Source organism: Longimicrobium sp. (assembly GCF_035474595.1).
Taxonomy (GTDB): Bacteria; Gemmatimonadota; Gemmatimonadetes; order Longimicrobiales; family Longimicrobiaceae; genus Longimicrobium.
The window spans coordinates 1-22216 of record NZ_DATIND010000111.1; the positions used below are offsets into that span (position 1 = coordinate 1).

Below are 22216 nucleotides of genomic sequence, written 5' to 3' on the forward strand. Positions count from 1 at the left end.
CCGCAGGCGAAAGGACCTCGCCACTCGCTTCCAACTGCTCGATGAGGCTCATGAGCCACAAGATGTAGTGGCTCTCGTGGACAAAGTCCACAACTTTGTTGCACCGACTGAACGATTACGCTGCGACTTCAGTCGCCGGTGCGGGGAAGCGTGAAAATCCCCCCGGATGCCGGTCACCGCGCCGGCGCCGGGTCCTTGAAGTGCCCGCCGTACCTCAGCGGCTGGCCGTGCGCCCACGGCTTGTACGTGTTGCAGAATTCGATGCGCTCGCCCAGCGGCGGGTGGTTGTCGTGCCACAGCTTGTACAGCGTGCCGTGGTAGGGCGTGGCCAGGTTCTCCTCCTGCAGCTTGGCGAACGCCGTGGCCGCCGCGTGGTTGTCGCGCGTCAGCTCCAGCCCGAAGCGGTCGGCCTCGTGCTCCAGGTGGCGCGAGACGGCGAGGGGGATGGGGGTGATGGCGAACCCCACCACGCCCACGATCAGCGCCAGCAGCGGGTACGAGGCGATGTCGTCCAGCCGGTCGAAGCCGAAGCGGCGGCCGTGGCGCCGGATCAGCCATCCCGACGACGCGTGCACCAGCCACAGGCACGCCAGCAAGAGCGCGACGAACATCGACAGCAGGATGGCGATGTGCTTCAGCACGTAGTGCCCCATCTCGTGCCCCATCACGAACAGCAGCTCGCGCGCGTCCAGCTTCCGCAGGATGGTGTCCCACAGCACGATGCGCTTGCTGCCGCCGAAGCCGGTGACGTACGCGTTCACCGCCTTGGTGTCCACGCTCTTGTTCACCTCGTACACGCGCCCGCCCTCGATCCCCGCGCGCTCGGCCTCGGCCAGGATCCGCTGCTCCAGCGCCCTGTCGTGCATGGGGCCGAAGCGGTTGAACATCGGCTCGATCAGCAGCGGCTGCAGCCACACCGTGACCACGATCAGCGGGATCCCCGCCAGCGCCGTCCACAGCCACCACCGGCGCGGGCTCTTCCGCAGCAGCAGGTACGGCACCCACATCACCAGCGCGACGCCCACGATCCCGATCACCAGGTTCGTCAGCGCGTCCGTGGCCCACTTGGCGAACGTCTGGTTCGACAGCCCGTACGCGTGCTCGCGCACGAATTCCTCGTAGAAGGCCAGCGGCAGGTTCACCACGAACAGCAGCAGGGTGATGAGCGCGCCGTAGATCGCCAGCGTGAAGTACCACTTCCGCCCCGGCCGCCGCGACAGGTCGCGGATCCGCGCCGAGAGGCCGGTGAACAGGATCAGCGCGGGGATGAGGAGGCTCCACAGCGTGCCGATCACCCACAGCACGTTCCCGCTGCGCTCGTAGCGGAGCGCCTTCTCCGACGCAGGCGGGACGGGGACCGCGCCCGTGTCCGCGGGCGACGGCGCGGCGGCGGATGCGGCGACCGGCGGCGGGTTCGGCGCGGGGAGCCCGGCCGCGGCGGCGTGCGCGGTGTCCGCGGGCGGCGCCGGCGCCTGCGCGGGGGCGAGCGCCGGCGCCAGCGTGAGCGCCAGCGCGAGGAGCAGGGTGCGGAGCATGGTCCGGTCCGGGTCGGGTGGGGCAGGGGGGATGAAGATCGGGAAAGCGCGTACATGCTCGCGCCCGGGGCCGGATGCGGCAAGGAGACCGGCCTTGTTTCGCGGCATCGCCGCACGCGGTAGATTTCCGCGCATGCATCCGCCCGCACCCGCCGGGCGGATTTTTCGTGCGATCCCGATCCCATCTCCCGAAGCGATGAAGCCGCTCCTGGCCTACGCCGCGCTCGTCGGACTGCCGCTTGCCGGGCTGGCCGCCGTGCTCCACGCGGGCCGCGCCCTGCACGCGCCGCCCGACGTCGGCGGCCGCTGGGAGATCGAGTGGCCGCGCCGGATGGTGCGCCCGCCCACAGCCGGCGAGCTGGAGGAGATGCGCTTCACCGTCGCGCAGTCCGGCACCCACGTCGCGGTGACGCTGTTCGGGCGCGAGTACCGCGGCCGGCTGCGCGGCGATTCCCTCGTCGTGCGCTCCGGCGGCGGCCCTCCGCGCGACAACTGCTGGGACGCGCCGCATACCGTGATCCGCGCCCGCGTGGACACCGCCGCGGCCCCGCGGCGGATGGCGTTCGCGCTGGAGTCGCCGTCGCGGGACGGGTGCGAGGGGCCGTACACCGCCGCGCGCATCGGCCGCCGCCCGGGCGAGGAAGGGCGCCGCTGATGCCGCACCTGGGCCTTCTCCTCGTGCAGATCGCCGTCGTCGTCGTGGCCGCGCGGGCGGTGGGGCTCCTCTTCCGCCGCATCGCCCAGCCGCAGGTGATGGGCGAGATGGTGGCGGGGATCCTGCTGGGCCCGTCGCTCCTCGGCTGGCTGGCGCCGGGCGTCTCGGCGTCGCTCTTTCCCGCCGAGTCGCTGGGGTTCCTGAGCTCCATCAGCCAGGTCGGCCTCCTCGTCTTCATGTTCCTGGTGGGGCTGGAGATGGACCCGCGCCTCCTGCGCGGCCGCGGCTACACGGCGCTGGTCACCAGCCACGCCAGCATCACCATCCCCTTCTTCCTGGGCTCGCTCCTCGCGCTCCATCTCTATCCGCGGCTCTCGGACGGGAGCGTCACCTTCACCGGCTTCGCGCTCTTCATGGGCGCGGCGATGAGCGTCACCGCCTTCCCCGTGCTCGCGCGCATCCTCACCGAGCGCGACCTGCTGCGCACCCGCGTGGGCGCCGTGGCGCTCGCCTGCGCGGCGGTGGACGACGTGACGGCGTGGTGCATCCTGGCCGGCGTGGTGGCGCTGGTCCGCGCGGGGCACGCCGGGCTGCCGTGGTGGGGCACCGCGCTCGGCTCCGCCGCCTTCGTGGCGGCGATGATCTTCGTCGCACGGCCGCTGCTGGCGCGTCTGGAGCGGCGGTACGAGCGCGACGGCCGGGTGACGCAGGACGTGCTGGCCATCGTCCTCCTGGTCACCCTGGCCTCGGCGTGGACCACCGAGGCGCTGGGGATCCACGCGCTCTTCGGCGCCTTCCTGGCCGGCGCGGTGATGCCCAAGGGCGAGGGGTTCGTCCACGCGCTCACGGGAAAGCTGGAGGACGTGACGGTGGTGCTCCTCCTCCCCCTCTTCTTCGCCTTCACCGGCCTGCGCACGCGCATCGGGCTGGTGGAGGGCGCGGAGATGTGGGGTTTCTGCGGCCTGATCGTCCTCGTCGCCGTGGCCGGGAAGCTGGGCGGCGGCGCCGTGGCCGCGCGGATGACGGGGATGCGGTGGCGCGAGGCGGGCGCCATCGGCACGCTGATGAACACGCGCGGGCTGATGGAGCTGGTGATCCTGAACATCGGCCTGGACATCGGCGTCATCTCCCCCGCCGTGTTCGCGATGATGGTGCTGATGGCGCTGGCCACCACCTTCATGACCTCGCCGCTCCTGGAGCTCGTCTACCCCGCCCGCCTCATCCGCCGCACGAGCGTGGACGCGGACAGGGACGCCGGCGTGGACTCGGACGAGGTGGAGGGAGAGGGCGAGCGGGTGGAGCTGATCGTGTGACGGTGCGCACCACGGCCGCCGCGGGGGCCCTCACCCGAAAAATGGAGATGGGGCGAGACATAACGGCCGTCTCGCCCCATCTCCATTTTTCGACCTCTCCCAAAACAGCCTGGGAGAGGTGACAGCAACATCTTTGCATCTCCGCTCCGCCGCCGCATCTTCTCCGCGTCTCCCATCCGTCACCATCCCGATCCCCATCCTCCGCGCCCTGCCGATGGCGACCGAAACGTTCGCGCGCTCCGCATCTCCATCCCCCGCCTCCGCCGGGGGCGGCGACCACCGCGCGGCCGTGCTGGCCGGGTTCCTGGGCTGGATGCTGGACGCGTTCGACTTCTTTCTCGTGGTGATGTGCCTCACCGCCATCGGGCACAGCTTCGGGAAGGCGGACAGGGAGGTCGCGCTCGCCATCACGCTCACGCTGGCGTTCCGGCCGGTGGGCGCGCTGGTCTTCGGGCTGCTGGCCGACCGCTACGGCCGCCGCCGCCCGCTGATGATCAACCTCGTCTTCTACTCCCTCCTTTCCGTGCTGACCGGGCTGGCGCCGTCGTTCACCTGGTTCCTGGTGTTCCGCGCGCTCTTCGGCATCGGTATGGGCGGCGAGTGGGGCGTGGGCGCGTCGCTGGCGATGGAGAAGGCGCCGCGGAAGCTGCGCGGCGTGCTGTCGGGGCTGCTGCAGGAGGGGTACGCGGCCGGGTACCTCCTGGCCGCGCTCGCCTACTGGGTCGTGTTCCCGCGCTGGGGATGGCGGCCGCTCTTCTTCATCGGCGGCCTTCCCGCGCTCCTGGCGGTGTTCGTGCGCTACCGGGTGAAGGAGAGCGAGGTGTGGGAGCGCACCCGGCACGCCACGTGGAGCGGGCTGGGCGCGGCCATCGGCGGCCAGTGGAAGCTGTTCCTGTACCTCACGGTGATGATGGCGGGGATGAACTTCGCCAGCCACGGCACGCAGGACATGTATCCCACCTTCCTGCAGCGGGACTGGGGATTCACCCCCGGGCGGCGGGCGGTGCTGACGGCCATCTCCATGCTGGGCGCCATCGCCGGCGGGCTGGTGGTGGGGATGAACTCGGACCGCATCGGGCGGCGGCGGGCGATCGTGCTGTCGCTGGTGGGCGGCATCTGCGTGGTGCCGCTGTGGGCGTTCGCGCCGTCGCTGGCGCTGCTCGTCGTCGGCGCGTTCCTGATGCAGTTCATGGTGCAGGGCGCCTGGGGCGTGATCCCCGCGCACATCACCGAGCTGGCGCCGGACAGCGTGCGCGGCTTCCTCCCCGGCTTCGCGTACCAGTGCGGCGTGCTGATCGCCAGCTCGGTCGCCTACCTGGAGTCCGTGTTCGCCACCGGCCGCTCGTACGCGGCCAGCATGGCGATGATGGCCGTCACCGTCTTCACCTTCGCCGCCGTGGTCGTGTGGCTGGGCAGGGAGAAGAAGGGCGTCGAATTCGGCGCGGTCGCGGAGGTGCCGGAGTAGCCTCGACGACAGGTGGCTAAAAGATTTTGTCGCAGTTGAAGCCTCGCGCAGTTTGCGAGGCTTTCCGTAGTTGTTGCCGCGACTTCAGTCGCCTTTCCGCCGCCGGGCATTCCCGGCACTCTTGCGCCACCGGGAGCCGCGTGTTAGGATTTTTAAGCGAGTTTAAAAATCGGACTTGGAATCTTGAAAGATACAGATCGTGTTTCCTGAACGCGTGCGCTGGCGGAGGCCGGCCGAGAAGGAAGAGGCGGAGCCGGGGTGGAGGCGGGCGCGCGTGGCGCCCAGCCTGGCCGACGTGTACCGCTCGATTCCCGTCGCCGGAAAATCACGGTGGCGCAAGTTCCTGGCGTTCGCCGGGCCGGGGTACCTGGTGGCCGTGGGCTACATGGACCCGGGGAACTGGGCCACCGACCTGGCCGGCGGCTCGGCCTTCGGCTACCGCCTGCTGTGCGTGGTGCTGCTGTCGAACATGATGGCGGTGCTGCTGCAGGGGCTGTCCAGCAAGCTGGGGATCGTCACCGGGCGCGACCTGGCGCAGGCGTGCCGCGACCACTACTCCCGCCCCGTCTCGTTCGCGCTCTGGGTGCTGTGCGAGCTGGCCATCGCCGCCTGCGACCTGGCCGAGGTCATCGGCTCGGCCATCGCGCTGAACCTGCTCTTCGGCATTCCCGTGGCGGTGGGCGTGGTGCTGACCGCGCTCGACGTGCTGATCGTCCTGCTGCTGCAGAAGAAGGGGTTCCGGCTGCTGGAGGCGCTGGTGATCGCGCTGGTGGCGCTCATCGGCGGGTGCTTCCTCTTCGAGATCCTGCTGGCGCGGCCGGACGTGAGCGAGATGCTGGGCGGCTTCGTGCCGCACGTGGACGTGGTGCGCAACCCGCAGATGCTCTACCTTGCCATGGGCATCCTGGGCGCCACGGTCATGCCCCACAACCTGTACCTGCACTCGTCCATCGTGCAGACGCGGCGCTACGAGATCAGCGCCGAGGGGAAGCGCGAGGCGGTGCGCTACGCCTTCCTCGACAGCACCGTGGCGCTCACGCTGGCGCTGTTCATCAACGCCGCCATCCTGATCGTGGCCGCGGCCACCTTCCACCGCACCGGCCACACCGGCGTGGCCGAAATCCAGGACGCGTACAAGCTGCTCACGCCGCTGCTGGGCGCGGCCGGGGCCAGCGCCGTCTTCGCCTTCGCGCTTCTGGCCTCGGGGCAGAACTCCACGCTCACCGGCACGCTGGCCGGGCAGATCGTGATGGAGGGGTTTCTGGACCTGCGGATGCGCCCGTGGATGCGGCGGCTGATCACCCGCGCCATCGCCATCGTTCCCGCGGTGATCGTGGCCGTGATCTACGGCGAGAACGGGACGGCCAAGCTGCTGGTGCTCAGCCAGGTGATTTTGAGCCTGCAGCTCTCCTTCGCCGTCTTCCCCCTGGTCGGCTTCACCAGCGACCGCCGCAAGATGGGCGAGTTCGCCAACGCGTGGTGGGTGAAGGGGCTGGCGTACACGGTGGCGGTGCTGATCGCGGGGCTGAACGCATGGCTGCTGATGCAGACCGTCGGCGGCTGGATCGGGGGGTAAAGAGGCCATGTATCACCGCATCCTGGTTCCGCTGGAGAACACGCCGTACGACGAGGCCATCCTGGACCACGTGGTTCGGCTGGCGCGCGTGTGCGGCGCGTCGGTGCTGCTGGTGCACGTGGCCGACGGGTGGGTGGCGCGCAACTGGCGCCAGCTGAACCTGCGCGAGAGCGAGGAGATGGAGCGCGACCGCGCGTACCTCGAGTCCATCGCCGCGCGGCTGGCCGAAGCGGGGATCGAGGTCGACGCGGTGCTGGCCGGCGGCGATCCGTCGCGCGAGATCGTGCAGATGGCCGAGCGCGAGGAGTGCGACCTGATCGCCATGAGCACGCACGGCCACCGCTTCATCTCCGACCTGCTGTACGGCAGCGTGGCCAACGAGGTCCGCCACCGCTCCCTGATCCCCGTGCTCCTCGTCCGCGGCCACCCCCGCGTCCGCGGCCCCGCGCCGGTGCCGCGGTAGCTCAGTGCAAGAGACAGCGGCCCGGTACTCCAGGAGAAGTGCCGGGCCGCTTCGCATGAACGCTGGACGCGCCGTGTCAGACAGCTCTCGTTTGGGCAAGCCGCGCCGGATGGAGCTCGAGCGAGAGGCGGCATCCGAGCGCGCGGGCATACCGCTCCAGCGTGGACAACCGGATGTCGCTGGCCCGGTTCTCGAGCCGGCTGATCGCGCTCTTCTTCGTATTCAGGCGCTTCGCCATTTCCTCCTGTGTCAGCCCCGCTTCCTTGCGTGCTTCCCGAAGCAGAATCCCGATCTTGAAGTCCGCGTAGCCGCTCTCCAGCCCCTCCGCGAACTCGGGATCGCGCGCGGCTCGCCGCCGTGTGTACCGGTCCAGATCACTCATCGTCTCGCCTCCTGCTCTCGTACTCACGTTTCCGTTCTTCGGCGACCGAGATCTCCTGGCGCGGGATCGCCTGTGCTTTCTTGCTGAATCCGCTCACCAGGATCACGAGCCGCGGCCCTTCGAAGAAGCCCAGCAGGCGGAAGGTATCGCCACCGTGCTGCACGCGGACTTCCCAGAGGTCGTCCGTGCCGGGGAGCTTCTTGAAGTATTGCGCAGGCACGATCCCCATCTCCTCCACCACGCGGAGGACCCAGATCACCTTCTGCGCCTGTTTCCCGGACAGGGAGTCGAGGAACTCCTCGACGGGAGATCTTCCGGACGGCGTGATGTAGAATCGAATCTCGCGCATGTTCAAGTTAACCTGCAAGTGAACTTGGCGGGAGTGGGATTCTCGCAATCCTCACCGATCCAGGGTGAGATCACGGAGATCACGCAGAGAAGCAGAGAAACGGAGGTGTCGTCTCCGCTTCTCTGCTCCTCCGCGTGAAGCCTGCTGTTTTCAGCTGTTGCCGCGGTCGGTGAGGTAGCCCTCGAAGAGCCGCACCGTCGCCTCCACGTCGCGCACGTCGATGGCCTCGAAGGGCGAGTGCGAGTAGCGGATGGGTGGGGCGACGAGCAGCGACTCCATCCCCTGCCGCACCAGGTGCGCGCCGTCGGACGAGTAGTGGTAGAGCACCACGTCCTGCACGGGGATGCCGTCGCGCTCGGCCACCGCGCGCATCTCCCCGATCAGCCGGCGTGAGTAGTGGACCGACGAGTCGCGGTGCACCAGCGCGGGCCCGAGGCCCAGCTTCACCGGCACGTGCCCCTCGGAGACGGTGGGGATGTCGCCCGCCAGGCCGTTGTCGATGATGAAGCCGATGTCGAACGAGCGCCCGTCGCGCGCCAGCGAGCTGGCGCCCAGCATTCCGATCTCCTCCTGCACGGTCAGCGCGAGCGTCACGTCGAAGCGCCGCTCCGCGTTCGCGATGCGGCGCGCGACCTCCACCAGCACGGCCACGCCCAGCCGGTCGTCCATCGCCTTGCCGACGAGAAGGCGGCCCATGCGGCGCACCTGCGGGTCCCACACCATGCGCGTCCCCACGCGGATCCCGGCCTCGGCGCACTCGGCGGCGGTGAGGCCCACGTCCACGAACAGGTCGTCCCACGCCAGCGTGGTGCGGTTCTTCTGCTCCGGCGTCAGCGCGTGGCCGGTGGTGGTGGCCACCACGCCGGGAAGCGGGCCGCCGTCGGCCAGCACCTTCAGCTGCGTGCCGATGAAGTAGGGAAAGGAGTGCTGGTCGCGCTCGCCGGGAAGGACGCGCAGGAAGCCGTCGGCCGTGACGGAGCGCACGATCAGCGACAGCTCGTCGGCGTGCGCGGCCATCAGCACGCGGGGGCCGGGCCCGGGAAGGCGGAGGAAGAGGTTCCCCACCGGGCTCTGCGTGACCTCGCCCAGCGGCTCCCACTCGCGCCGCACCCACGCCAGCACCTCGTCCTCCTGCCCGGTGGGGCCGGAGAGCGCGGTCAGCGTCCGCAGCAGCTCCTCCACGGCCTCTACCTGGCCGTCGTTCCCGCCGCCCGCGTCCGCGGAACGGCGCGTCGCGGGCGGAGCGCCGTCGTGCGCCGCCGCGCCCCGCGCGGCGCCCTCCCCGTCGTCGCCGGGAGAAGCCTCCCTGCGCGTGAGCTCAGCCATCCTTGCCATCTCCCGTCCGGCCGTCCACGCGGCCGATCCCCTGCGCCAGGTAGGTACGCGAAAGCTCCACGTAATGGGCCGCGCTGGTGCTCACCCAGCGCAGCGACTCGCCCTGCAGCTCCTTCTTCACCACCGCCGGCGTCCCCGCCGCCATCGACCGCGGCGGCACCGTGCTCCCCGAGCCGACCACCGCGCCCGCGGCCACCAGCGCCTGCTCGCCGACGACGGCGCGCTGCAGCACCACCGCGTTCATCCCGATCAGCGCGCCGTCGCCCACCACGCAGCTCTCCAGGATCGCCCCGTGGCCGACGGTGACGTCCGCACCGATCACCGTGGCCCCCTGCCGGCTCACGTGCAGCACCACGTTGTCCTGGATGCTGGTGCGCGCGCCGACCGCGATCTCGAAGTCCGGCTCGTCGCCGCGGATCACCGCGCCGAACCAGACGCTGGCCTCTTCCCCGATCGTCACGTTCCCGATCACCACCGCCGTGGGCGCGATGAACGCCGAGGGGTGGATGCGCGGGTGGACCCCGTTGTACGGCAGGATGTTCGCCATCAGTCTCCGCTCAGGATCGCGGCCAGGCGGCCCGCGTCCAGGTTGCTTCCCGTCAGCACCACCGCCACGGGACCCCGCATCTCCCCCGCCGCGCCCTCCAGCAGCGCCGCGACCGAGACGGCGGCCGAGCCCTCGGCGATGATCCCCTCTTCCGCCGCCAGCCAGCGGATCGCCCGCCGCACCGCGTCCTCCGATACGAGCACGACCTCGTCCACCACCTCGCGCGCCAGCCGGAAGGCGCGCTCGTCGATGTCGCCGCTCAGGCCTTCGCAGAGCGTCGGCCCGTAGACGGAGGACGTCGGCCGCCCGGCGGCGAGCGATGCGTGGAGCGCCGCGGTCTCGTCCGTCTGGACGCCCACGACGCGCACGCCGTCACCGATCGCCCGCGCCACCACGCCGATCCCCCCGATCAGCCCCCCGCCGCCCGCGGGCGTCACCACCGTACGAATGGACGGACGCTCCTCGAAGATTTCCAGCCCCACCGTTCCCTGCCCGGCGACGACGGCGGGGTCGCTGAAGGCGTTCACGAAGCGAGCCCCGCTCTCCTCCGCGAACGCCTCGGCCGCCGCGTGCGCCGCGTCGTAGCCGCCGGCGACGAGCCGCAGCTCCGCGCCCTCGCGGGCGATGCGGCGCCGCTTTCCCTCCGGCGCGTCGTCGGGGACGAAGACGACGGCCCTGGCGCCGAGGAGGCGGGCGGAGAGGGCGACGCTGATCCCGTGGTTCCCGGCGGACGCGGTCACCAGCCCCCGCGCGCGCTCCGCGTCCGCGAGCGAGGCGACGAAGTTGTACGCCCCCCTCAGCTTGAACGCACCGGTGCGCTGCAGGGTTTCGAGCTTCAGCCAGACGTCGGTTCCCGCGAGCTCCGACAGCGCGTCGGAGCGCACCAGCGGGGTGCGGCGCACCACGCCCGAGATGCGCCGCGCGGCCGCCCGCACGTCGCCGATCGCGGGGAGCGGCGCGTCCGCGGCAAACGCCTGATGCGGGGCCGCGGCGGCGGGGTCCGTGGTGGTCACCGGGGAACGATTCCTGCGGCGGCGCGCGCCGTTCTCACGGCAGGCGGAAGGTCTGCGTGCGCTCCACCGGGTGGCTGGCGGAGGCGAGCCGGGCCGTGGCGGTCAGCGAGCGGCCGCGGAGCGACGCATCGGGGCGCCACACCTCGCGCCAGGTGAGCGTCTGCCCCGGCGCCAGCGTCTCGGTGGCGAGCGCCTGCGTGAACATCCGCTCCGCGCTCCACCGCCACACCTCGCGCCCGCCGTCGCTCACGGCGAAGTCGTACCGCTGCCCGCTGCGGAACTCCAGCGCCAGCGGCGCCTGCGTGGAGTTGGTGACGGCCAGCACGAACGTCACGCTGTCGCCCGCGGGCTGGATCTGGAACGACGCCGCGAGCGGGCCCGTGGAGGCGCCGCCGGACGCCCCTCCCTCGGGCGCGGGGGCGGCGGGGACGGGGAACGGGTCGCAGGCGGCCAGCAGCGCGGCGGCGGCGAAGGCGAGCACGGAGCGCATGGGGTTCCCGGTAGTGGGGTGGGCGGGCCCGCGCGGCGGCCCGACAGGCGCGGCAAATCGAAGCCGCGGCGCACCTTTCCCGCGACGCGGAAGCGCAAGATAGAGACGCCGTGAGCACCCCGTCAAGCAAGGTTCGTGACACCCCGGAGACGTGCTTGCGAAAAATTTCACAAGCTCGTATATTGGGCACGCCAACACCCCTGGAGCCCCCGGAGAGCCCGCGAATGGCACTGGATCCGCGCCTTCCACCGCGCCGCGGAGGTGGTCCCGACCTGGGCGAGCAGATGGGCGCGGGGCTGCAGTTCGCCGCCTCGATCGCCTTCTTCCTGCTGGGCGGAATGTGGCTGGACCGGCGCCTGGGCACCGACCCGTGGCTGCTGATCGCGGGGGTGATGGTGGGCGGGGTGGCCGGGTTCTGGTCGATCTACCGCCGCCTGGTGGTGCTCCCGCGCGAGCGGGACAGGAAGGAGAAGCGATGACGGAGCAGGGAATCCGCTACACCGCCCTGGCGGCGCTGGTGGCGGCCGCGGTGGCCGCCGCGGCCGCGCGCGCCGTGGCCCCGGGCAGCCTGACGGGCGTGCTGGTGGGCGCGGCGGCGGGGTTCGCCGTGCAGGTGGCGGTGTTCTGGATGTTCATGGTGCGGCTCTTTCCCGGGCGTGTGTGGCACGCCTACGGGGTGGGGCTGCTGGTGAGGTTCGCCGCGTTCGCCGTGGTGGCGCTGGTGGCGGTGCCGCAGGCCGGGCTTCCGCTGGGCGCCACGCTTTTTCCGCTGGCGGCGGTGTTCTGGCTCACCACGCTGATGGAACCGGCTTTCTTCAAGCCACGTACGCCGAAGACCAGGCAAGCATGAAGCTCAAGTCCGCGCTGATCGCGCTCGTCCTTGCCGCTGCCGCGGGGCCGCTGCACGCCCAGGTGCCGGAGACCTCGGTGCCCTCGCGTGAGACGCCCGAGGCGGTGCGCGCGCCGCAGGCCGCCGAGCCCGCCCCCGCCAGTGCCGGCGAGGGGCACGAATCGGCCGAGTTCGACCCCATGCACCACGTGCAGGACGGCCGCACGCTCGAGTTCCCGCCCTTCGGCGAGCTGGAGCTTCCCGCGGCGGGGAGCTGGAAGGTGGGCCCGGTCGACATGACGCCGACCCGCCACGTGGTCTTCATCTGGCTGACCGGGCTGCTGATGCTGGCCGTGTTCATCCCCGCCGGGCGGGCCGCGCGCCGCCGCGAGACCGGGCGCTCGCCGGGCGCCCGCCGCCACAACGCGGTCGAGGCGGCGGTGCTCTTCTTCCGCGACCAGGTGGTGATGCCCAACATCGGCCACGGGGGGGAGAAGTACGCGGGGTATCTCATCACCCTGTTCTTCTTCATCCTCTTCGCCAACCTGTTCGGGCTGCTTCCCTGGGGCGCGAGCGCCACGGCCAACATCTCGGTGACGGCCGCGCTGGCGCTGATCTCCTTCATCGTGGTCGAGGTGTCGGGGATGGTGGCGCTGGGGCCGGCGGGGTACCTGAAGACGATCGTGTACGTCCCCCACGGGCTGCCGAAGCCGCTGGTGCCCATCATGGCGGTCATCATGACGCCGGTGGAGCTGCTGGGGAAGCTGGCGAAGCCGTTCGCGCTGGCGGTGCGCCTGATGGCCAACATGATGGCCGGGCACATCGTGCTGCTCTCGCTCTTCGGCGTGGCGCTGGCCTTCGGGTCGCTGGCCATCGCGGTGGGGCCCATGCTGATGGCGCTGATGCTCACCTTCCTCGAGCTCTTCGTCGCCTTCCTGCAGGCGTACGTGTTCGTGGTGCTGACGTCGGTGTTCATCGGGCTGATCCGCCACGAGCACTGAGTGACGGCGGGTGCCGGGTCTCAGGTCTTTCATCAGGACTCAGGACTCAGGACTTCGGACTTAGGACTTAGCACGTAGGACTTAGCACTTAGGATCTCGAGGGCCCGCGGCGAGCCCGGATCGCCGCCGGCGGGGGACGGCTCCACCCCCGTCGTACTGTACCCGGGAGATGGGCGCCCGGGGAAGGCGCGCGGCCCCCGGGCCGGCTCGGCGCCGCACGGGCCCGCCGGGCCCGGGAGAGCGGAGGCCCGATCTGAAGGGAACGACCACAAGGGAGAAGCACCATGCTGCAGGCGGCGGCACAGAACTACAGCTACCTGGCCAACGGCCTGATGGGCGCCGGCATCGGCGCCGGCCTGGCCATCATCGGCGCCGGGCTGGGGATCGGCCTGATCGGCCGCGGCGCCACCGAGGGGATGGCGCGCCAGCCCGAGATCGCCGGGCAGATCCAGACGGCCGGGATCATCCTGGCGGCGCTCATCGAGGGCGCCACCTTCTTCGCCCTGATCGTGGCCCTGATGGTCCGCGGCACGGTGAACGGCGTTCTGCCCCACTGACGGACGGACCGGGGCGGGCGGGGGGACTTCCCCCGCCCGCCGCCGAAAGCATCTGACGATTTCCGAGGCCTGCTGAGACCTATGATCTCGAAGCTGTCGGCCGGCGTTCCGGCCCTGCTGCTGCTTACCGCCACCCCCGCCCTCGCACAGGGCGAGCAGGGCCCGCTCGACGTGAACGTCGGGCTGATGATCTGGACCGTGCTGATCTTCGTGGTCGTCCTGGCGGCCTTGGCGAAGTTCGCGTGGCCCAACATCCTGGGCGCGGTGGAGAAGCGCGAGCAGCACATCCGCGACCTGATCGCCCAGGCCGACCGCGACCGCGCCGAGGCCGCCGCGCTGGCCGACGAGCAGCGCCGCCTGGTGGAGGAGACGCGCGCCCGCGTGCACGAGGCGCTGAACGAGAGCCGCTCCACCGCCGAGCACATGCGCGCCGAGATCCTGGAGCAGGCCCGCCGCGAGCACGACGAGCTGCTGGCCCGCGCCCGCGCCGACATCAGTGCCGAGCGCGCCACCATGGAGGCCGCCGTGCGCGCCGACGCCGTGGACGTGGCCATCGCCGCGGCCGAGAAGCTGGTGCAGCGCAGCCTGAACGGCGACGACAACCGCCGCCTGGTGCAGGGGTACCTGGCCGCCCTCGACGGACAGGCCACGGCCGCCCGTGCCGCGGGCCACGCGGCCGCCGCGGGAGCCTGACGCCATGCGCAGCGAGATCATCGCCCGCAACTACGCCGAGACGCTGCTGGAGCTGGCGCGGCGGCAGGGCCCGGGCGCCGTGGAGGAGTACGCCGGCGCCATGCAGCTGCTGGCCGACGCCACCTCGGGCGCGCGGGTGCGCGAGTTCCTGTCCACCCCGCGCGTGAGCGCGCCGGAGCGCAAGGACGCGCTCCGCAAGGCGCTGCAGGGGAAGGTTCCCGAGCTCTTCCTGCGCTTCGTGATGGTGGTGGTCGACAAGCGGCGCCAGGCGCTCCTTCCCGACATCGCGCACGAGTACCGCCGGCTGGTGGACGAGCAGATGGGGCGCGTGCGGGTGGACGTGCACATCAGCCACGAGCCCGACGCCGCGCTGCAGGAGCAGATCGCCCGCGCGCTGGCCGGGCGCCTGGGGAAGACGGTGATCCCCAGCTTCACGGTGGACCCCTCGCTGCTGGGCGGCATGGTGGTGCGCTACGGCGAAGAGATCCTGGACGGCAGCGTCCGCAGCCGGGCCGCGGGGCTGCGCCGGCGGCTGACGGAGGTCGCGAACGGATAGGAAAAGAAGTCCTGAGTCCCAGGTCCCAAGTCCTGAGTGGGGCTTCGGTGCACAACTTAGGACTTGGCACTTAGGACTTAGGACTTTCAGTTCGGTCGGCATCATCCCACTCCGGCGGTGCGCCGGACCGGAAAAGGAATAGAGGAAATGGCGGCGGACACCCAGCTTCGCGCGAGCGAGATCAAGAACGTGCTGCTCGGCGAGATCGAGCGGTACGACCAGGCCCTGGGCGCCGAGCAGATCGGCGAGGTGCTGGAGGTGAAGGACGGCATCGCCCGCATCTACGGCCTGATGGGCACGATGTCGAGCGAGATGCTCGAGATCACCCCCAGCGACGGCGGGGCGCCGGTGACGGCGCTGGCGCTGAACCTGGAAGAGGACAACATCGGCGCCGTGGTGCTGGGCGACTGGACCGTCATCCAGGAGGGCGACCAGGTGCGCCGCACCGCCCGCGTGCTCGACATTCCCGTGGGCCCCGAGTTCCTGGGGCGCGTGGTGAACCCGCTGGGCGAGCCGGTGGACGGCAAGGGCCCCATCGCCGCCAGCGGCGGCCGCCGCCAGGTGGACATCGTGGCGCCCGGCATCGTGCTGCGGCAGCCGGTGAAGGAGCCCATGCAGACGGGGATCAAGGCCATCGACGCCCTGATTCCCATCGGCCGCGGGCAGCGCGAGCTGATCATCGGCGACCGCGGCACCGGCAAGACGGCCATCGCCATCGACACCATCATCAACCAGAAGGGCCAGGGCGTCGTCTGCGTGTACGTGGCCATCGGCCAGAAGAACTCGACCATCGCGGGCGTGCTGGCGCGCCTGCAGGAGGCCGGGGCCATGGACTACACCATCATCGTGGCCGCGTCCGCCAGCGACCCGGCGCCGCTGCAGTACATCGCCCCGTACGCGGGGACGGCGCTGGCCGAGTACTTCATGTACACCAAGAACGCCGAGGGGAAGGGCACCGCCACGCTGTGCGTGTACGACGACCTGTCCAAGCAGGCCGTGGCGTACCGCCAGATGTCGCTGGTGCTGCGCCGTCCTCCCGGCCGCGAGGCGTACCCGGGCGACGTGTTCTACCTGCACTCGCGCCTGCTGGAGCGCGCGGCCAAGCTCAGCGACGAGATGGGCGGCGGCTCGCTGACCGCGCTGCCGATCATCGAGACGCAGGCGGGCGACGTGTCGGCGTACATCCCCACCAACGTGATCTCGATCACCGACGGCCAGATCTTCCTGGAGTCGAACCTGTTCTACTCGGGCGTGCGCCCGGCGGTGAACGTCGGCATCAGCGTGAGCCGAGTCGGCGGCTCGGCGCAGATCAAGGCCATGAAGAAGGTGGCCGGCAAGCTGAAGGGCGAGCTGGCGCAGTACCGCGAGCTCGAGGCGTTCGCCGCCTTCGGCAGCGAGCTGGACGCGGTGACGCAGCGCCAGCTGGCGCGCGGCGCCCGCTCGGTGGAGGTGCTGAAGCAGCCGCAGTACGCGCCCATGCCGGTGGAGCACCAGGTGGCCATCATCTACGCGCTGACCAACGGCTACCTGGACGAGGTCGACGTGCCGCAGATCCGCGCGTGGGAGCGCGACTTCCACGTGTACCTGCGCACGCAGCACCCCGAGATCCTGCAGGGGATCCGCGACGCCCGCGACCTCACCAAGGAGACCGAGGACGCGCTGAAGAAGGCCATCGCCATGTACGGCGAGCTGTTCGCCGATCCGAAGAGCCCGGTGGGCACCGACGACTACGCGAACAACCCGATCCTGCACGAGACCGACGCCGACCGGCACATGGGCGAGGACCAGCTCCGCATGGCCGCCCGCCCCGAGGCGAACGCGGCCGGCGCGAGGCAGAGCTACTAAGTACGGAAGTACGAAAGTACGGGAGTACGAGACCATCGTACTCCCGTACTCCCGTACTCTCGTACTCTGGCGGGCGCAGAAGCGCCGGGACAACGGACTGAAATGGCAAAAGCCAGAGAACTGAAGGGCCGCATCCGCTCGGTCCAGAACACGCGCAAGATCACGCGGACGATGGAGATGGTGGCCACGTCCAAGCTGAAGCGCGCGCAGGACCGCGTGGCCGCCGCCGGCCCGTACGCCGAGCGCCTGGCCGACGTGGTGCGCCGGCTGATCAACCCCGAGCTGGCCCGGCGGTACCCGCTGCTGCGCCAGCCCGAGGAGGTCCGCCGCGCCGCCGTGCTGGTGCTCACCGGCAACCGCGGCCTGGCCGGTGCCTTCAACACCAACCTCATCCGCCAGGGGCGCGACCTGCTGCGCGAGCTGCGCGGCCGCGGCACCGAGGTGGAGCTGCACGTGAGCGGGAAGAAGGGGATCTCCTTCTTCCGCTTCGTGGGCGAAACGCTGGGCGGCGCCTTCAGCGACGTGGGCGACCGCCCCGGCGCGGCCGACGCCGAGCGGCTGGTGGGGCCGCTGATGGCCCGCTTCGAGAGCGGCGAGCTGGACGCGGTGTACATCGTGTACGCGCAGTTCAAGTCCGCGCTGTCGACGGCGCCCACGACGCTGCAGGTGCTGCCGGTGCGCACGCCCGAGGCGGCCGAGGGGGCGCGCGAGGTGGACTACATCCTGGAGCCCGGGGCCGACGAGATCCTGGGCCAGGTGCTGCCGCTGTACGTGCGCAACAGCGTGTACCGCGCGCTGGTGGAAACGGTGGCCGGCTTCTACGGGGCGCAGCGCACCGCCATGAAGAACGCCACCGACAACGCGGGCGACATGCTCGAGGCGCTCACCCGCACGTACAACCGGGTGCGCCAGGCCGCGATCACGCAGGAGATCGCCGAGATCGTGGGCGGCGCCGCGGCGCTGGAATAAAACGCTACGGATCAACGACAAGGAGACATACATGGCAGCCACTGCTCCCGAGACCGCGACCGTCGCGCCCGGCGCCCCGAACACCGGCCGCGTCGTGCAGGTCATCGGCCCGGTGATCGACGCCGAGTTCGAGCACCTTCCCGACATCTACAACGCGCTGGTCATCCGCCAGCCCGCCTCGCCCGGCGTGGAGGCGGTGGACGTGACGCTCGAGGTGCAGCAGCACATCGGGCGCAACCAGGTGCGCGCGGTGGCCATGAGCGCCACCGACGGCGTGGTGCGCGGCATGGAGGTGGTCGACGCCGGCACCTCGATCACCGTGCCCGTGGGCGCCAACGCGCTGGGGCGCATCCTGAACGTGCTGGGCAACCCGGTGGACGAGCGCGGCGTCATCCCCGCAGACGCGGTGCGCTGGGCCATCCACCGCCCGGCGCCCAAGTTCGTGGACCTGGAGCCCAAGGCCGAGATCCTGGAGACGGGGATCAAGGTGATCGACCTGCTCACCCCGTACGTGAAGGGCGGCAAGATCGGCCTCTTCGGCGGCGCGGGCGTGGGGAAGACGGTGGTCATCCAGGAGCTCATCCACAACATCGCCATGGGGCACGGCGGGCGCTCGGTGTTCGCCGGCGTGGGCGAGCGCACCCGCGAGGGCACCGACCTGTGGCTGGAGTTCAAGGAGGCCAAGCTCATCAACGACGACAACCTGGCCGAGTCGTCCGTCGCCCTGGTGTACGGGCAGATGAACGAGCCGCCGGGCGCGCGCCTGCGCGTCGCGCTGACGGGGCTGACCGTGGCGGAGTACTTCCGCGACGTGGAGAAGCAGGACGTGCTCTTCTTCGTGGACAACATCTTCCGCTTCACCCAGGCGGGCTCGGAGGTGTCGGCGCTGCTCGGCCGCATGCCCTCGGCCGTGGGCTACCAGCCTACGCTCGCCACGGAGATGGGGCAGCTGCAGGAGCGCATCACCTCCACGCGCGAGGGATCGATCACTTCGGTGCAGGCCATCTACGTGCCCGCCGACGACCTGACCGACCCGGCGCCGGCCACGGCGTTCGCGCACCTGGACGCCACCACGGTGCTTTCGCGCGCCATCTCGGAGCTGGGCATCTACCCCGCGGTGGACCCGCTCGACTCCACCAGCCGCATCCTGGACCCGCAGTACATCGGGCAGCGGCACTACAACGTGGCCACCTCGGTGCAGCGGACGCTCCAGCGCTACAAGGAGCTGCAGGACATCATCGCCATCCTGGGGATGGACGAGCTCACCGAGGAGGACAAGGTCATCGTGGGGCGCGCGCGCCGTATCCAGCGCTTCCTGTCGCAGCCCTTCCACGTGGCCGAGCAGTTCACCGGCACGCCGGGCGAATACGTGAAGCTGGAAGACACCATCGCCTCGTTCGAGCGCGTGGTGAACGGCGAGTTCGACCACCTGCCCGAGCAGGCCTTCTACATGGTGGGCGGGATCGAGGGCGCCGAGGAGAAGGCGCGGCGGCTCGAGGCGGGGGCCTGAGATGGCCACCCCCGCCACGACGGCCGACGCGGGCACCGGGCTGCGCGTTTCCGTCATCACCCCCGAGGCCACGATCTACGAGGGCCAGGCCGACCAGGTGGTGGCGCCCGCGTACAACGGCTCGCTGGGCATTCTGCGCGGCCACGCGCCGCTGATGGCGCTGCTGGGCACGGGCACGCTCCGCATCGACCGGGGCGGGCACTCCGAGCGATACACGGTGAGCGGCGGGTTCCTGCAGGTGGTGGACAACACGGTCACCGTCCTGAGCGAGCACGCGACCGCGGCGTGACGCACTGAAGAAGTACGAGAGTACGGAAGTACGAAACGGCCCCGCATCTCCAGAAGATGCGGGGCCGTTCTCCGTCATGGCGTCGCGGCGGTCAGATCACGGACAGGTGGGGCGGCCGCGGGTGGGCGGGCATTCGGGGCAGGTGAAGGGCAGCATCGTGACCATCGCCCGCACCGTTCCCCGCTCGTCCGCGGACGGGTCCTGCACCGGGAACGAGTCCACGCGCAGGTCTTCCAGGGTGAGCCGAAGCTTCTCCATCGCCATTCCCTCCTTGCGGATGTGCCGGACCGGACCGTGGAGGGAAACCATCGCAAGTTCAGCGCCTGCAATATGATAGCTGTGCTCTAACGTACGGTGAACGTCTGAGAGGGTTCGTCGATCCCACCGCCGGCGCCCGGGCCGTTGGTGACGTCTACGAAGAGCACGCGGTACGTGCCCGGCGCCTGATCGTTCAGGAGCAGCACGTTCTCCACGACGGTCTGGCCCGGCTCCACGACCCCTCGGGCGGCCGCGCACAACGCGAAGTTCGGCAGCTGCCGGGCGGCCACCCAGAACCCGTTCAGCCGCATCTCCACCTTGTGCGCGCACGCCACGTACGACACCGCCACCGGCGACGGGTTGCGCAGCGTGAGCGTCACGATGCTCCCTGGCGCGTACGATGCCTGGTCGGGCGTGATCTCCAGCAGCCCCGCGAACCGGGGCTCCGTGGGAGACGACCCCTCGCATCCCGCCAGCACCGCGGCGGCTGCCGCTACCATCAGCCTACGGACGGACAACGTGCGCATCAGGGCATCCTCCACGCGGGGGGTGACTGGCGCCACGGGCCATTCCTCGCGGCGCCTCCGGGGTTAACAACGCCCGCCGCACGGCCTTCGTGACGCACGGGCCGCGTCGCTCGATTCGTCGATGCAGGATACGCGCACCGGTGCCGCTGCATGCGCGAGGTGGAGTCCGCGAAGGCGGACTGCGTGCCGTTGTAGCCGCGACTTCAGTCGCATTTTCCTCCCCACCCCTACCCTCATCTTCCCCTCCGCCACGATGACACGCTGCCGTCCTGGCGGAAGATGCGGCGGATCGGCGCCCGCCGGCTTCCGCGGCGATCCGATCTCGTCGCCCTGCTTTCGAAACCGGACTGATCGGCGGAACTATGCGCGTTGCAACGAGGTACAGCATCCGGACGGCGATGCGGATGGATTGTGCCGCGGGCGGACTGCTGCGGGTTCCGGTTGCGGCCGATACAAGGAAATTGCTGGTGCGAAACTTGTAATCAGGAACCCGTGGTGCCTCGCCGGGCCGGATCGGTCCGGGCGGGGCTTTCGTTGCGGACCGCATCAGGGGAGCCAGGATGAAGAAGCTCGCGTTCGTCTGCGCCACCACGGTGGCGCTCACCGCCCTTGCCGCCGAGGCCCGGGCGCAGGTGTTCACCCCCACCTTCCAGTCCACCCGCCGCGGCAGCGACATCGGCCTGTACCTGAGCGACGGGCCGGGCGAGCTGGCGGTGGAGGGGATCTGGCGCCGCGGATTCGGTACCGGCGACCTGGGGCTGCGCGCCGGCTTCGCCGACGCGGGTGACGGCGACGTGCTGCTGGGCGCCGACTGGCGCCAGCCGCTGGCGCTGGGCACCGCGCCCGTGGACCTGGCGCTCACCTTCGGCGCGCAGGGCGCCCTCGGCGACGTGGACGGCATCGGCGGGCAGGTGGGCGTGGACTTCGGGCACACCTTCGCGCAGCCGGGGCTCTCCATCACCCCCTACGTGCACCCGCGCCTGGCGCTGGTCTCGGCGCTCGACGACAACTCCGGCGCCGAGCTCGACGTGCTGGCCGACATCGGCGCGGACTTCGACTTCGCGCCCAACCTGAGCCTGCGCGTGGGCGTGAACCTGGGCGACGGCGCGGACTGGGGGATCGGGCTGGCCTGGCGGCGCTGAACCACGCACATTGAAGACCCACGACGGGCGCGCCGCCCTTCCGGCGGCGGGCCCTTTCCATGCGACTGTAAACTGATGATTTCAAAGCGCGTCGACCTGCACATCCACACGCACGCGTCCGATGGCCAGCTTTCGCCCACGGCGGTGGTGAACGCCGCGGTGAAGGGGCGCCTGGACGTGATCGCGATCACCGACCACGACACCGCGGCGGGGCTGATCGAGGCGCTGGCCGCCGCGCGCGGGCAGCCGGTTTCCGTGATTCCCGGGGTGGAGCTCTCCAGCAAGCAGGGCGAGAACGAGATCCACGTGCTGGGCTACTTCGTGGACCCCGACGCCCCCTCGCTGCAGCGCCACCAGGCCTCGGCGGGCGGCCGCCGCGCCGACCGCATGCAGGAGATGGTGAAGCGGCTGCAGGAGATGGGGCTGGGGGTGCAGTACGAGGACGTGCTGCGCATCGCCGGGCCCGAGGCGTCCAGCCTGGGGCGGCCGCACCTGGCGCGCGCGCTGCAGCAGGCTGGCCACACCCGCAGCGTGGGCGAGGCCTTCGACCTGTACCTGAAGGACGGCGGGAGCGCGTTCGTGGAGACGCCGTTCCCCACCGTGCGCGAGGCCATCGACACCATCCACGCGGCGGGCGGCGTGGCGGTGTGGGCGCACCCGGAGCTGGAGGTGTTCGACCGCGAGGTGCGCAACTTCGCGTCGTGGGGACTGAACGGGATCGAATGCTTCCGCCCCAACACGCCGCCGGTGGAAAGCATGCTGTTCGACAAGGTGGCGCGCGAGATGGGGCTCTTCCGCACCGGGGGCTCGGACTGGCACGGACCGCATCGCGGGCGCCTGGGCGACTGGGCCGTCCGTTCGGAGGAGGTCCGGGAGTTGCTGGATTCGCGGGGGCTCGGCTGAACGCCGGGCCCTTT

The 22216-nt window shown here is 70.7% G+C and carries 26 protein-coding genes; 17 read left to right on the plus strand and 9 right to left on the minus strand.

Features of this window, described 5'->3' with window-relative positions; translation table 11 throughout:
- Positions 1-173 precede the first annotated feature (173 nt).
- Positions 174-1535: a M48 family metallopeptidase gene (locus VLK66_RS20225; RefSeq protein WP_325311285.1), complete on the minus strand. Its 1362-nt coding sequence runs from the start codon at positions 1533-1535 to the stop codon at positions 174-176.
- 196 nt (positions 1536-1731) lie between these two features.
- On the opposite strand from VLK66_RS20225, the gene VLK66_RS20230 reads away from it, so the two are divergent.
- From VLK66_RS20230 to VLK66_RS20250, 5 genes are all read left to right on the plus strand, one after another.
- The gene (locus VLK66_RS20230; RefSeq protein ID WP_325311286.1) at positions 1732-2190 is read left to right on the plus strand and encodes a hypothetical protein; all 459 of its coding nucleotides are present in this window, start codon (positions 1732-1734) and stop codon (positions 2188-2190) included.
- Entirely contained in the window at positions 2190-3503 is a 1314-nt protein-coding gene (locus tag VLK66_RS20235) for a cation:proton antiporter (RefSeq protein ID WP_325311287.1), read from the plus strand. Before VLK66_RS20230 ends, VLK66_RS20235 begins: the two co-directional genes overlap by 1 nt.
- Positions 3504-3717: 214 nt before the next feature.
- Complete coding sequence (locus VLK66_RS20240) at positions 3718-4968, plus strand: MFS transporter (RefSeq protein WP_325311288.1); 1251 nt, start codon at positions 3718-3720, stop codon at positions 4966-4968.
- A gap of 199 nt (positions 4969-5167) precedes the next feature.
- Complete coding sequence (locus VLK66_RS20245) at positions 5168-6544, plus strand: Nramp family divalent metal transporter (RefSeq protein WP_325311289.1); 1377 nt, start codon at positions 5168-5170, stop codon at positions 6542-6544.
- Positions 6545-6551: 7 nt separating this feature from the next.
- Positions 6552-7007, plus strand: a complete 456-nt coding sequence (locus VLK66_RS20250; protein ID WP_325311290.1) for a universal stress protein — start codon at positions 6552-6554, stop codon at positions 7005-7007.
- Between the two features lie 76 nt (positions 7008-7083).
- On the opposite strand, the gene VLK66_RS20255 is transcribed toward VLK66_RS20250, so the two are convergent.
- From VLK66_RS20255 to VLK66_RS20280, 6 genes are all read right to left on the minus strand, one after another.
- Positions 7084-7389 (minus strand): helix-turn-helix transcriptional regulator, encoded by a 306-nt coding sequence (locus tag VLK66_RS20255; RefSeq protein ID WP_325311291.1) that lies wholly within the window; start codon positions 7387-7389, stop codon positions 7084-7086.
- Positions 7382-7738: a type II toxin-antitoxin system RelE/ParE family toxin gene (locus VLK66_RS20260; RefSeq protein ID WP_325311317.1), complete on the minus strand. Its 357-nt coding sequence runs from the start codon at positions 7736-7738 to the stop codon at positions 7382-7384. The genes VLK66_RS20255 and VLK66_RS20260 overlap by 8 nt, the downstream gene beginning before the upstream one ends.
- A gap of 150 nt (positions 7739-7888) precedes the next feature.
- Positions 7889-9064: a M42 family metallopeptidase gene (locus VLK66_RS20265; RefSeq protein WP_325311292.1), complete on the minus strand. Its 1176-nt coding sequence runs from the start codon at positions 9062-9064 to the stop codon at positions 7889-7891.
- Positions 9057-9620: a gamma carbonic anhydrase family protein gene (locus tag VLK66_RS20270; protein ID WP_325311293.1), complete on the minus strand. Its 564-nt coding sequence runs from the start codon at positions 9618-9620 to the stop codon at positions 9057-9059. The genes VLK66_RS20265 and VLK66_RS20270 overlap by 8 nt, the downstream gene beginning before the upstream one ends.
- Positions 9620-10633 carry a threonine/serine dehydratase gene (locus VLK66_RS20275; RefSeq protein WP_325311294.1) on the minus strand — a complete coding sequence of 338 codons (1014 nt, stop codon included), beginning with the start codon at positions 10631-10633 and terminating at the stop codon, positions 9620-9622. Before VLK66_RS20275 ends, VLK66_RS20270 begins: the two co-directional genes overlap by 1 nt.
- Positions 10634-10667: 34 nt before the next feature.
- Positions 10668-11123, minus strand: coding sequence for a BsuPI-related putative proteinase inhibitor (locus VLK66_RS20280; RefSeq protein WP_325311295.1), 456 nt, complete (start codon positions 11121-11123; stop codon positions 10668-10670).
- Positions 11124-11347: 224 nt separating this feature from the next.
- Between VLK66_RS20280 and VLK66_RS20285 the strand changes: the two genes are divergently transcribed.
- From VLK66_RS20285 to atpC, 10 genes are all read left to right on the plus strand, one after another.
- The gene (locus VLK66_RS20285; protein WP_325311296.1) at positions 11348-11602 is read left to right on the plus strand and encodes an AtpZ/AtpI family protein; all 255 of its coding nucleotides are present in this window, start codon (positions 11348-11350) and stop codon (positions 11600-11602) included.
- Entirely contained in the window at positions 11599-11973 is a 375-nt protein-coding gene (locus tag VLK66_RS20290) for a hypothetical protein (RefSeq protein WP_325311297.1), read from the plus strand. The genes VLK66_RS20285 and VLK66_RS20290 overlap by 4 nt, the downstream gene beginning before the upstream one ends.
- A complete protein-coding gene (gene atpB / locus VLK66_RS20295) occupies positions 11970-12953 on the plus strand; it encodes a F0F1 ATP synthase subunit A (RefSeq protein WP_325311298.1) in 984 nt (327 codons plus the stop codon). Before VLK66_RS20290 ends, atpB begins: the two co-directional genes overlap by 4 nt.
- Before the next feature lie 284 nt (positions 12954-13237).
- Positions 13238-13510, plus strand: coding sequence for an ATP synthase F0 subunit C (locus tag VLK66_RS20300; protein WP_325311299.1), 273 nt, complete (start codon positions 13238-13240; stop codon positions 13508-13510).
- Positions 13511-13591: 81 nt separating this feature from the next.
- The gene (atpF, locus tag VLK66_RS20305) at positions 13592-14203 is read left to right on the plus strand and encodes a F0F1 ATP synthase subunit B (RefSeq protein ID WP_325311300.1); all 612 of its coding nucleotides are present in this window, start codon (positions 13592-13594) and stop codon (positions 14201-14203) included.
- A gap of 4 nt (positions 14204-14207) precedes the next feature.
- Positions 14208-14759, plus strand: coding sequence for an ATP synthase F1 subunit delta (gene atpH, locus VLK66_RS20310; protein ID WP_325311301.1), 552 nt, complete (start codon positions 14208-14210; stop codon positions 14757-14759).
- 147 nt (positions 14760-14906) lie between these two features.
- A complete protein-coding gene (gene atpA / locus VLK66_RS20315) occupies positions 14907-16604 on the plus strand; it encodes a F0F1 ATP synthase subunit alpha (RefSeq protein ID WP_325311302.1) in 1698 nt (565 codons plus the stop codon).
- Between the two features lie 102 nt (positions 16605-16706).
- Positions 16707-17573 carry an ATP synthase F1 subunit gamma gene (gene atpG, locus VLK66_RS20320; protein ID WP_325311303.1) on the plus strand — a complete coding sequence of 289 codons (867 nt, stop codon included), beginning with the start codon at positions 16707-16709 and terminating at the stop codon, positions 17571-17573.
- 31 nt (positions 17574-17604) lie between these two features.
- Entirely contained in the window at positions 17605-19083 is a 1479-nt protein-coding gene (gene atpD / locus VLK66_RS20325; RefSeq protein ID WP_325311304.1) for a F0F1 ATP synthase subunit beta, read from the plus strand.
- 1 nt (position 19084) lies between these two features.
- Entirely contained in the window at positions 19085-19372 is a 288-nt protein-coding gene (gene atpC, locus VLK66_RS20330) for an ATP synthase F1 subunit epsilon (protein ID WP_325311305.1), read from the plus strand.
- Between the two features lie 96 nt (positions 19373-19468).
- Here atpC and VLK66_RS20335 read toward each other — a convergent pair whose 3' ends face one another.
- The gene (locus tag VLK66_RS20335) at positions 19469-19630 is read right to left on the minus strand and encodes a hypothetical protein (RefSeq protein ID WP_325311306.1); all 162 of its coding nucleotides are present in this window, start codon (positions 19628-19630) and stop codon (positions 19469-19471) included.
- An 86-nt stretch (positions 19631-19716) separates the two neighbouring features.
- Positions 19717-20130, minus strand: a complete 414-nt coding sequence (locus VLK66_RS20340; protein WP_325311307.1) for a hypothetical protein — start codon at positions 20128-20130, stop codon at positions 19717-19719.
- Between the two features lie 587 nt (positions 20131-20717).
- Here VLK66_RS20340 and VLK66_RS20345 point away from each other — a divergent pair.
- Both VLK66_RS20345 and VLK66_RS20350 read left to right on the plus strand, forming a co-directional pair.
- Complete coding sequence (locus VLK66_RS20345; RefSeq protein ID WP_325311308.1) at positions 20718-21299, plus strand: hypothetical protein; 582 nt, start codon at positions 20718-20720, stop codon at positions 21297-21299.
- 75 nt (positions 21300-21374) lie between these two features.
- Positions 21375-22202 carry a PHP domain-containing protein gene (locus VLK66_RS20350; RefSeq protein WP_325311309.1) on the plus strand — a complete coding sequence of 276 codons (828 nt, stop codon included), beginning with the start codon at positions 21375-21377 and terminating at the stop codon, positions 22200-22202.
- The last annotated feature ends 14 nt before the right edge of the window (positions 22203-22216 follow it).

Bases quoted from the DNA above. Each gene is read 5' to 3' on its own strand.
- VLK66_RS20225 (WP_325311285.1), bottom strand. From the start codon at position 1,535: ATGCTCCGCACCCTGCTCCTCGCGCTGGCGCTCACGCTGGCGCCGGCG.
- VLK66_RS20230 (WP_325311286.1), top strand. From the start codon at position 1,732: ATGAAGCCGCTCCTGGCCTACGCCGCGCTCGTCGGACTGCCGCTTGCC.
- VLK66_RS20235 (WP_325311287.1), top strand. From the start codon at position 2,190: ATGCCGCACCTGGGCCTTCTCCTCGTGCAGATCGCCGTCGTCGTCGTG.
- VLK66_RS20240 (WP_325311288.1), top strand. From the start codon at position 3,718: ATGGCGACCGAAACGTTCGCGCGCTCCGCATCTCCATCCCCCGCCTCC.
- VLK66_RS20250 (WP_325311290.1), top strand. From the start codon at position 6,552: ATGTATCACCGCATCCTGGTTCCGCTGGAGAACACGCCGTACGACGAG.
- VLK66_RS20255 (WP_325311291.1), bottom strand. From the start codon at position 7,389: ATGAGTGATCTGGACCGGTACACACGGCGGCGAGCCGCGCGCGATCCC.
- VLK66_RS20260 (WP_325311317.1), bottom strand. From the start codon at position 7,738: ATGCGCGAGATTCGATTCTACATCACGCCGTCCGGAAGATCTCCCGTC.
- VLK66_RS20265 (WP_325311292.1), bottom strand. From the start codon at position 9,064: ATGGCTGAGCTCACGCGCAGGGAGGCTTCTCCCGGCGACGACGGGGAG.
- VLK66_RS20270 (WP_325311293.1), bottom strand. From the start codon at position 9,620: ATGGCGAACATCCTGCCGTACAACGGGGTCCACCCGCGCATCCACCCC.
- VLK66_RS20280 (WP_325311295.1), bottom strand. From the start codon at position 11,123: ATGCGCTCCGTGCTCGCCTTCGCCGCCGCCGCGCTGCTGGCCGCCTGC.
- VLK66_RS20285 (WP_325311296.1), top strand. From the start codon at position 11,348: ATGGCACTGGATCCGCGCCTTCCACCGCGCCGCGGAGGTGGTCCCGAC.
- VLK66_RS20290 (WP_325311297.1), top strand. From the start codon at position 11,599: ATGACGGAGCAGGGAATCCGCTACACCGCCCTGGCGGCGCTGGTGGCG.
- atpB (WP_325311298.1), top strand. From the start codon at position 11,970: ATGAAGCTCAAGTCCGCGCTGATCGCGCTCGTCCTTGCCGCTGCCGCG.
- VLK66_RS20300 (WP_325311299.1), top strand. From the start codon at position 13,238: ATGCTGCAGGCGGCGGCACAGAACTACAGCTACCTGGCCAACGGCCTG.
- atpF (WP_325311300.1), top strand. From the start codon at position 13,592: ATGATCTCGAAGCTGTCGGCCGGCGTTCCGGCCCTGCTGCTGCTTACC.
- atpH (WP_325311301.1), top strand. From the start codon at position 14,208: ATGCGCAGCGAGATCATCGCCCGCAACTACGCCGAGACGCTGCTGGAG.
- atpA (WP_325311302.1), top strand. From the start codon at position 14,907: ATGGCGGCGGACACCCAGCTTCGCGCGAGCGAGATCAAGAACGTGCTG.
- atpG (WP_325311303.1), top strand. From the start codon at position 16,707: ATGGCAAAAGCCAGAGAACTGAAGGGCCGCATCCGCTCGGTCCAGAAC.
- atpD (WP_325311304.1), top strand. From the start codon at position 17,605: ATGGCAGCCACTGCTCCCGAGACCGCGACCGTCGCGCCCGGCGCCCCG.
- atpC (WP_325311305.1), top strand. From the start codon at position 19,085: ATGGCCACCCCCGCCACGACGGCCGACGCGGGCACCGGGCTGCGCGTT.
- VLK66_RS20335 (WP_325311306.1), bottom strand. From the start codon at position 19,630: ATGGAGAAGCTTCGGCTCACCCTGGAAGACCTGCGCGTGGACTCGTTC.
- VLK66_RS20340 (WP_325311307.1), bottom strand. From the start codon at position 20,130: ATGGTAGCGGCAGCCGCCGCGGTGCTGGCGGGATGCGAGGGGTCGTCT.
- VLK66_RS20345 (WP_325311308.1), top strand. From the start codon at position 20,718: ATGAAGAAGCTCGCGTTCGTCTGCGCCACCACGGTGGCGCTCACCGCC.
- VLK66_RS20350 (WP_325311309.1), top strand. From the start codon at position 21,375: ATGATTTCAAAGCGCGTCGACCTGCACATCCACACGCACGCGTCCGAT.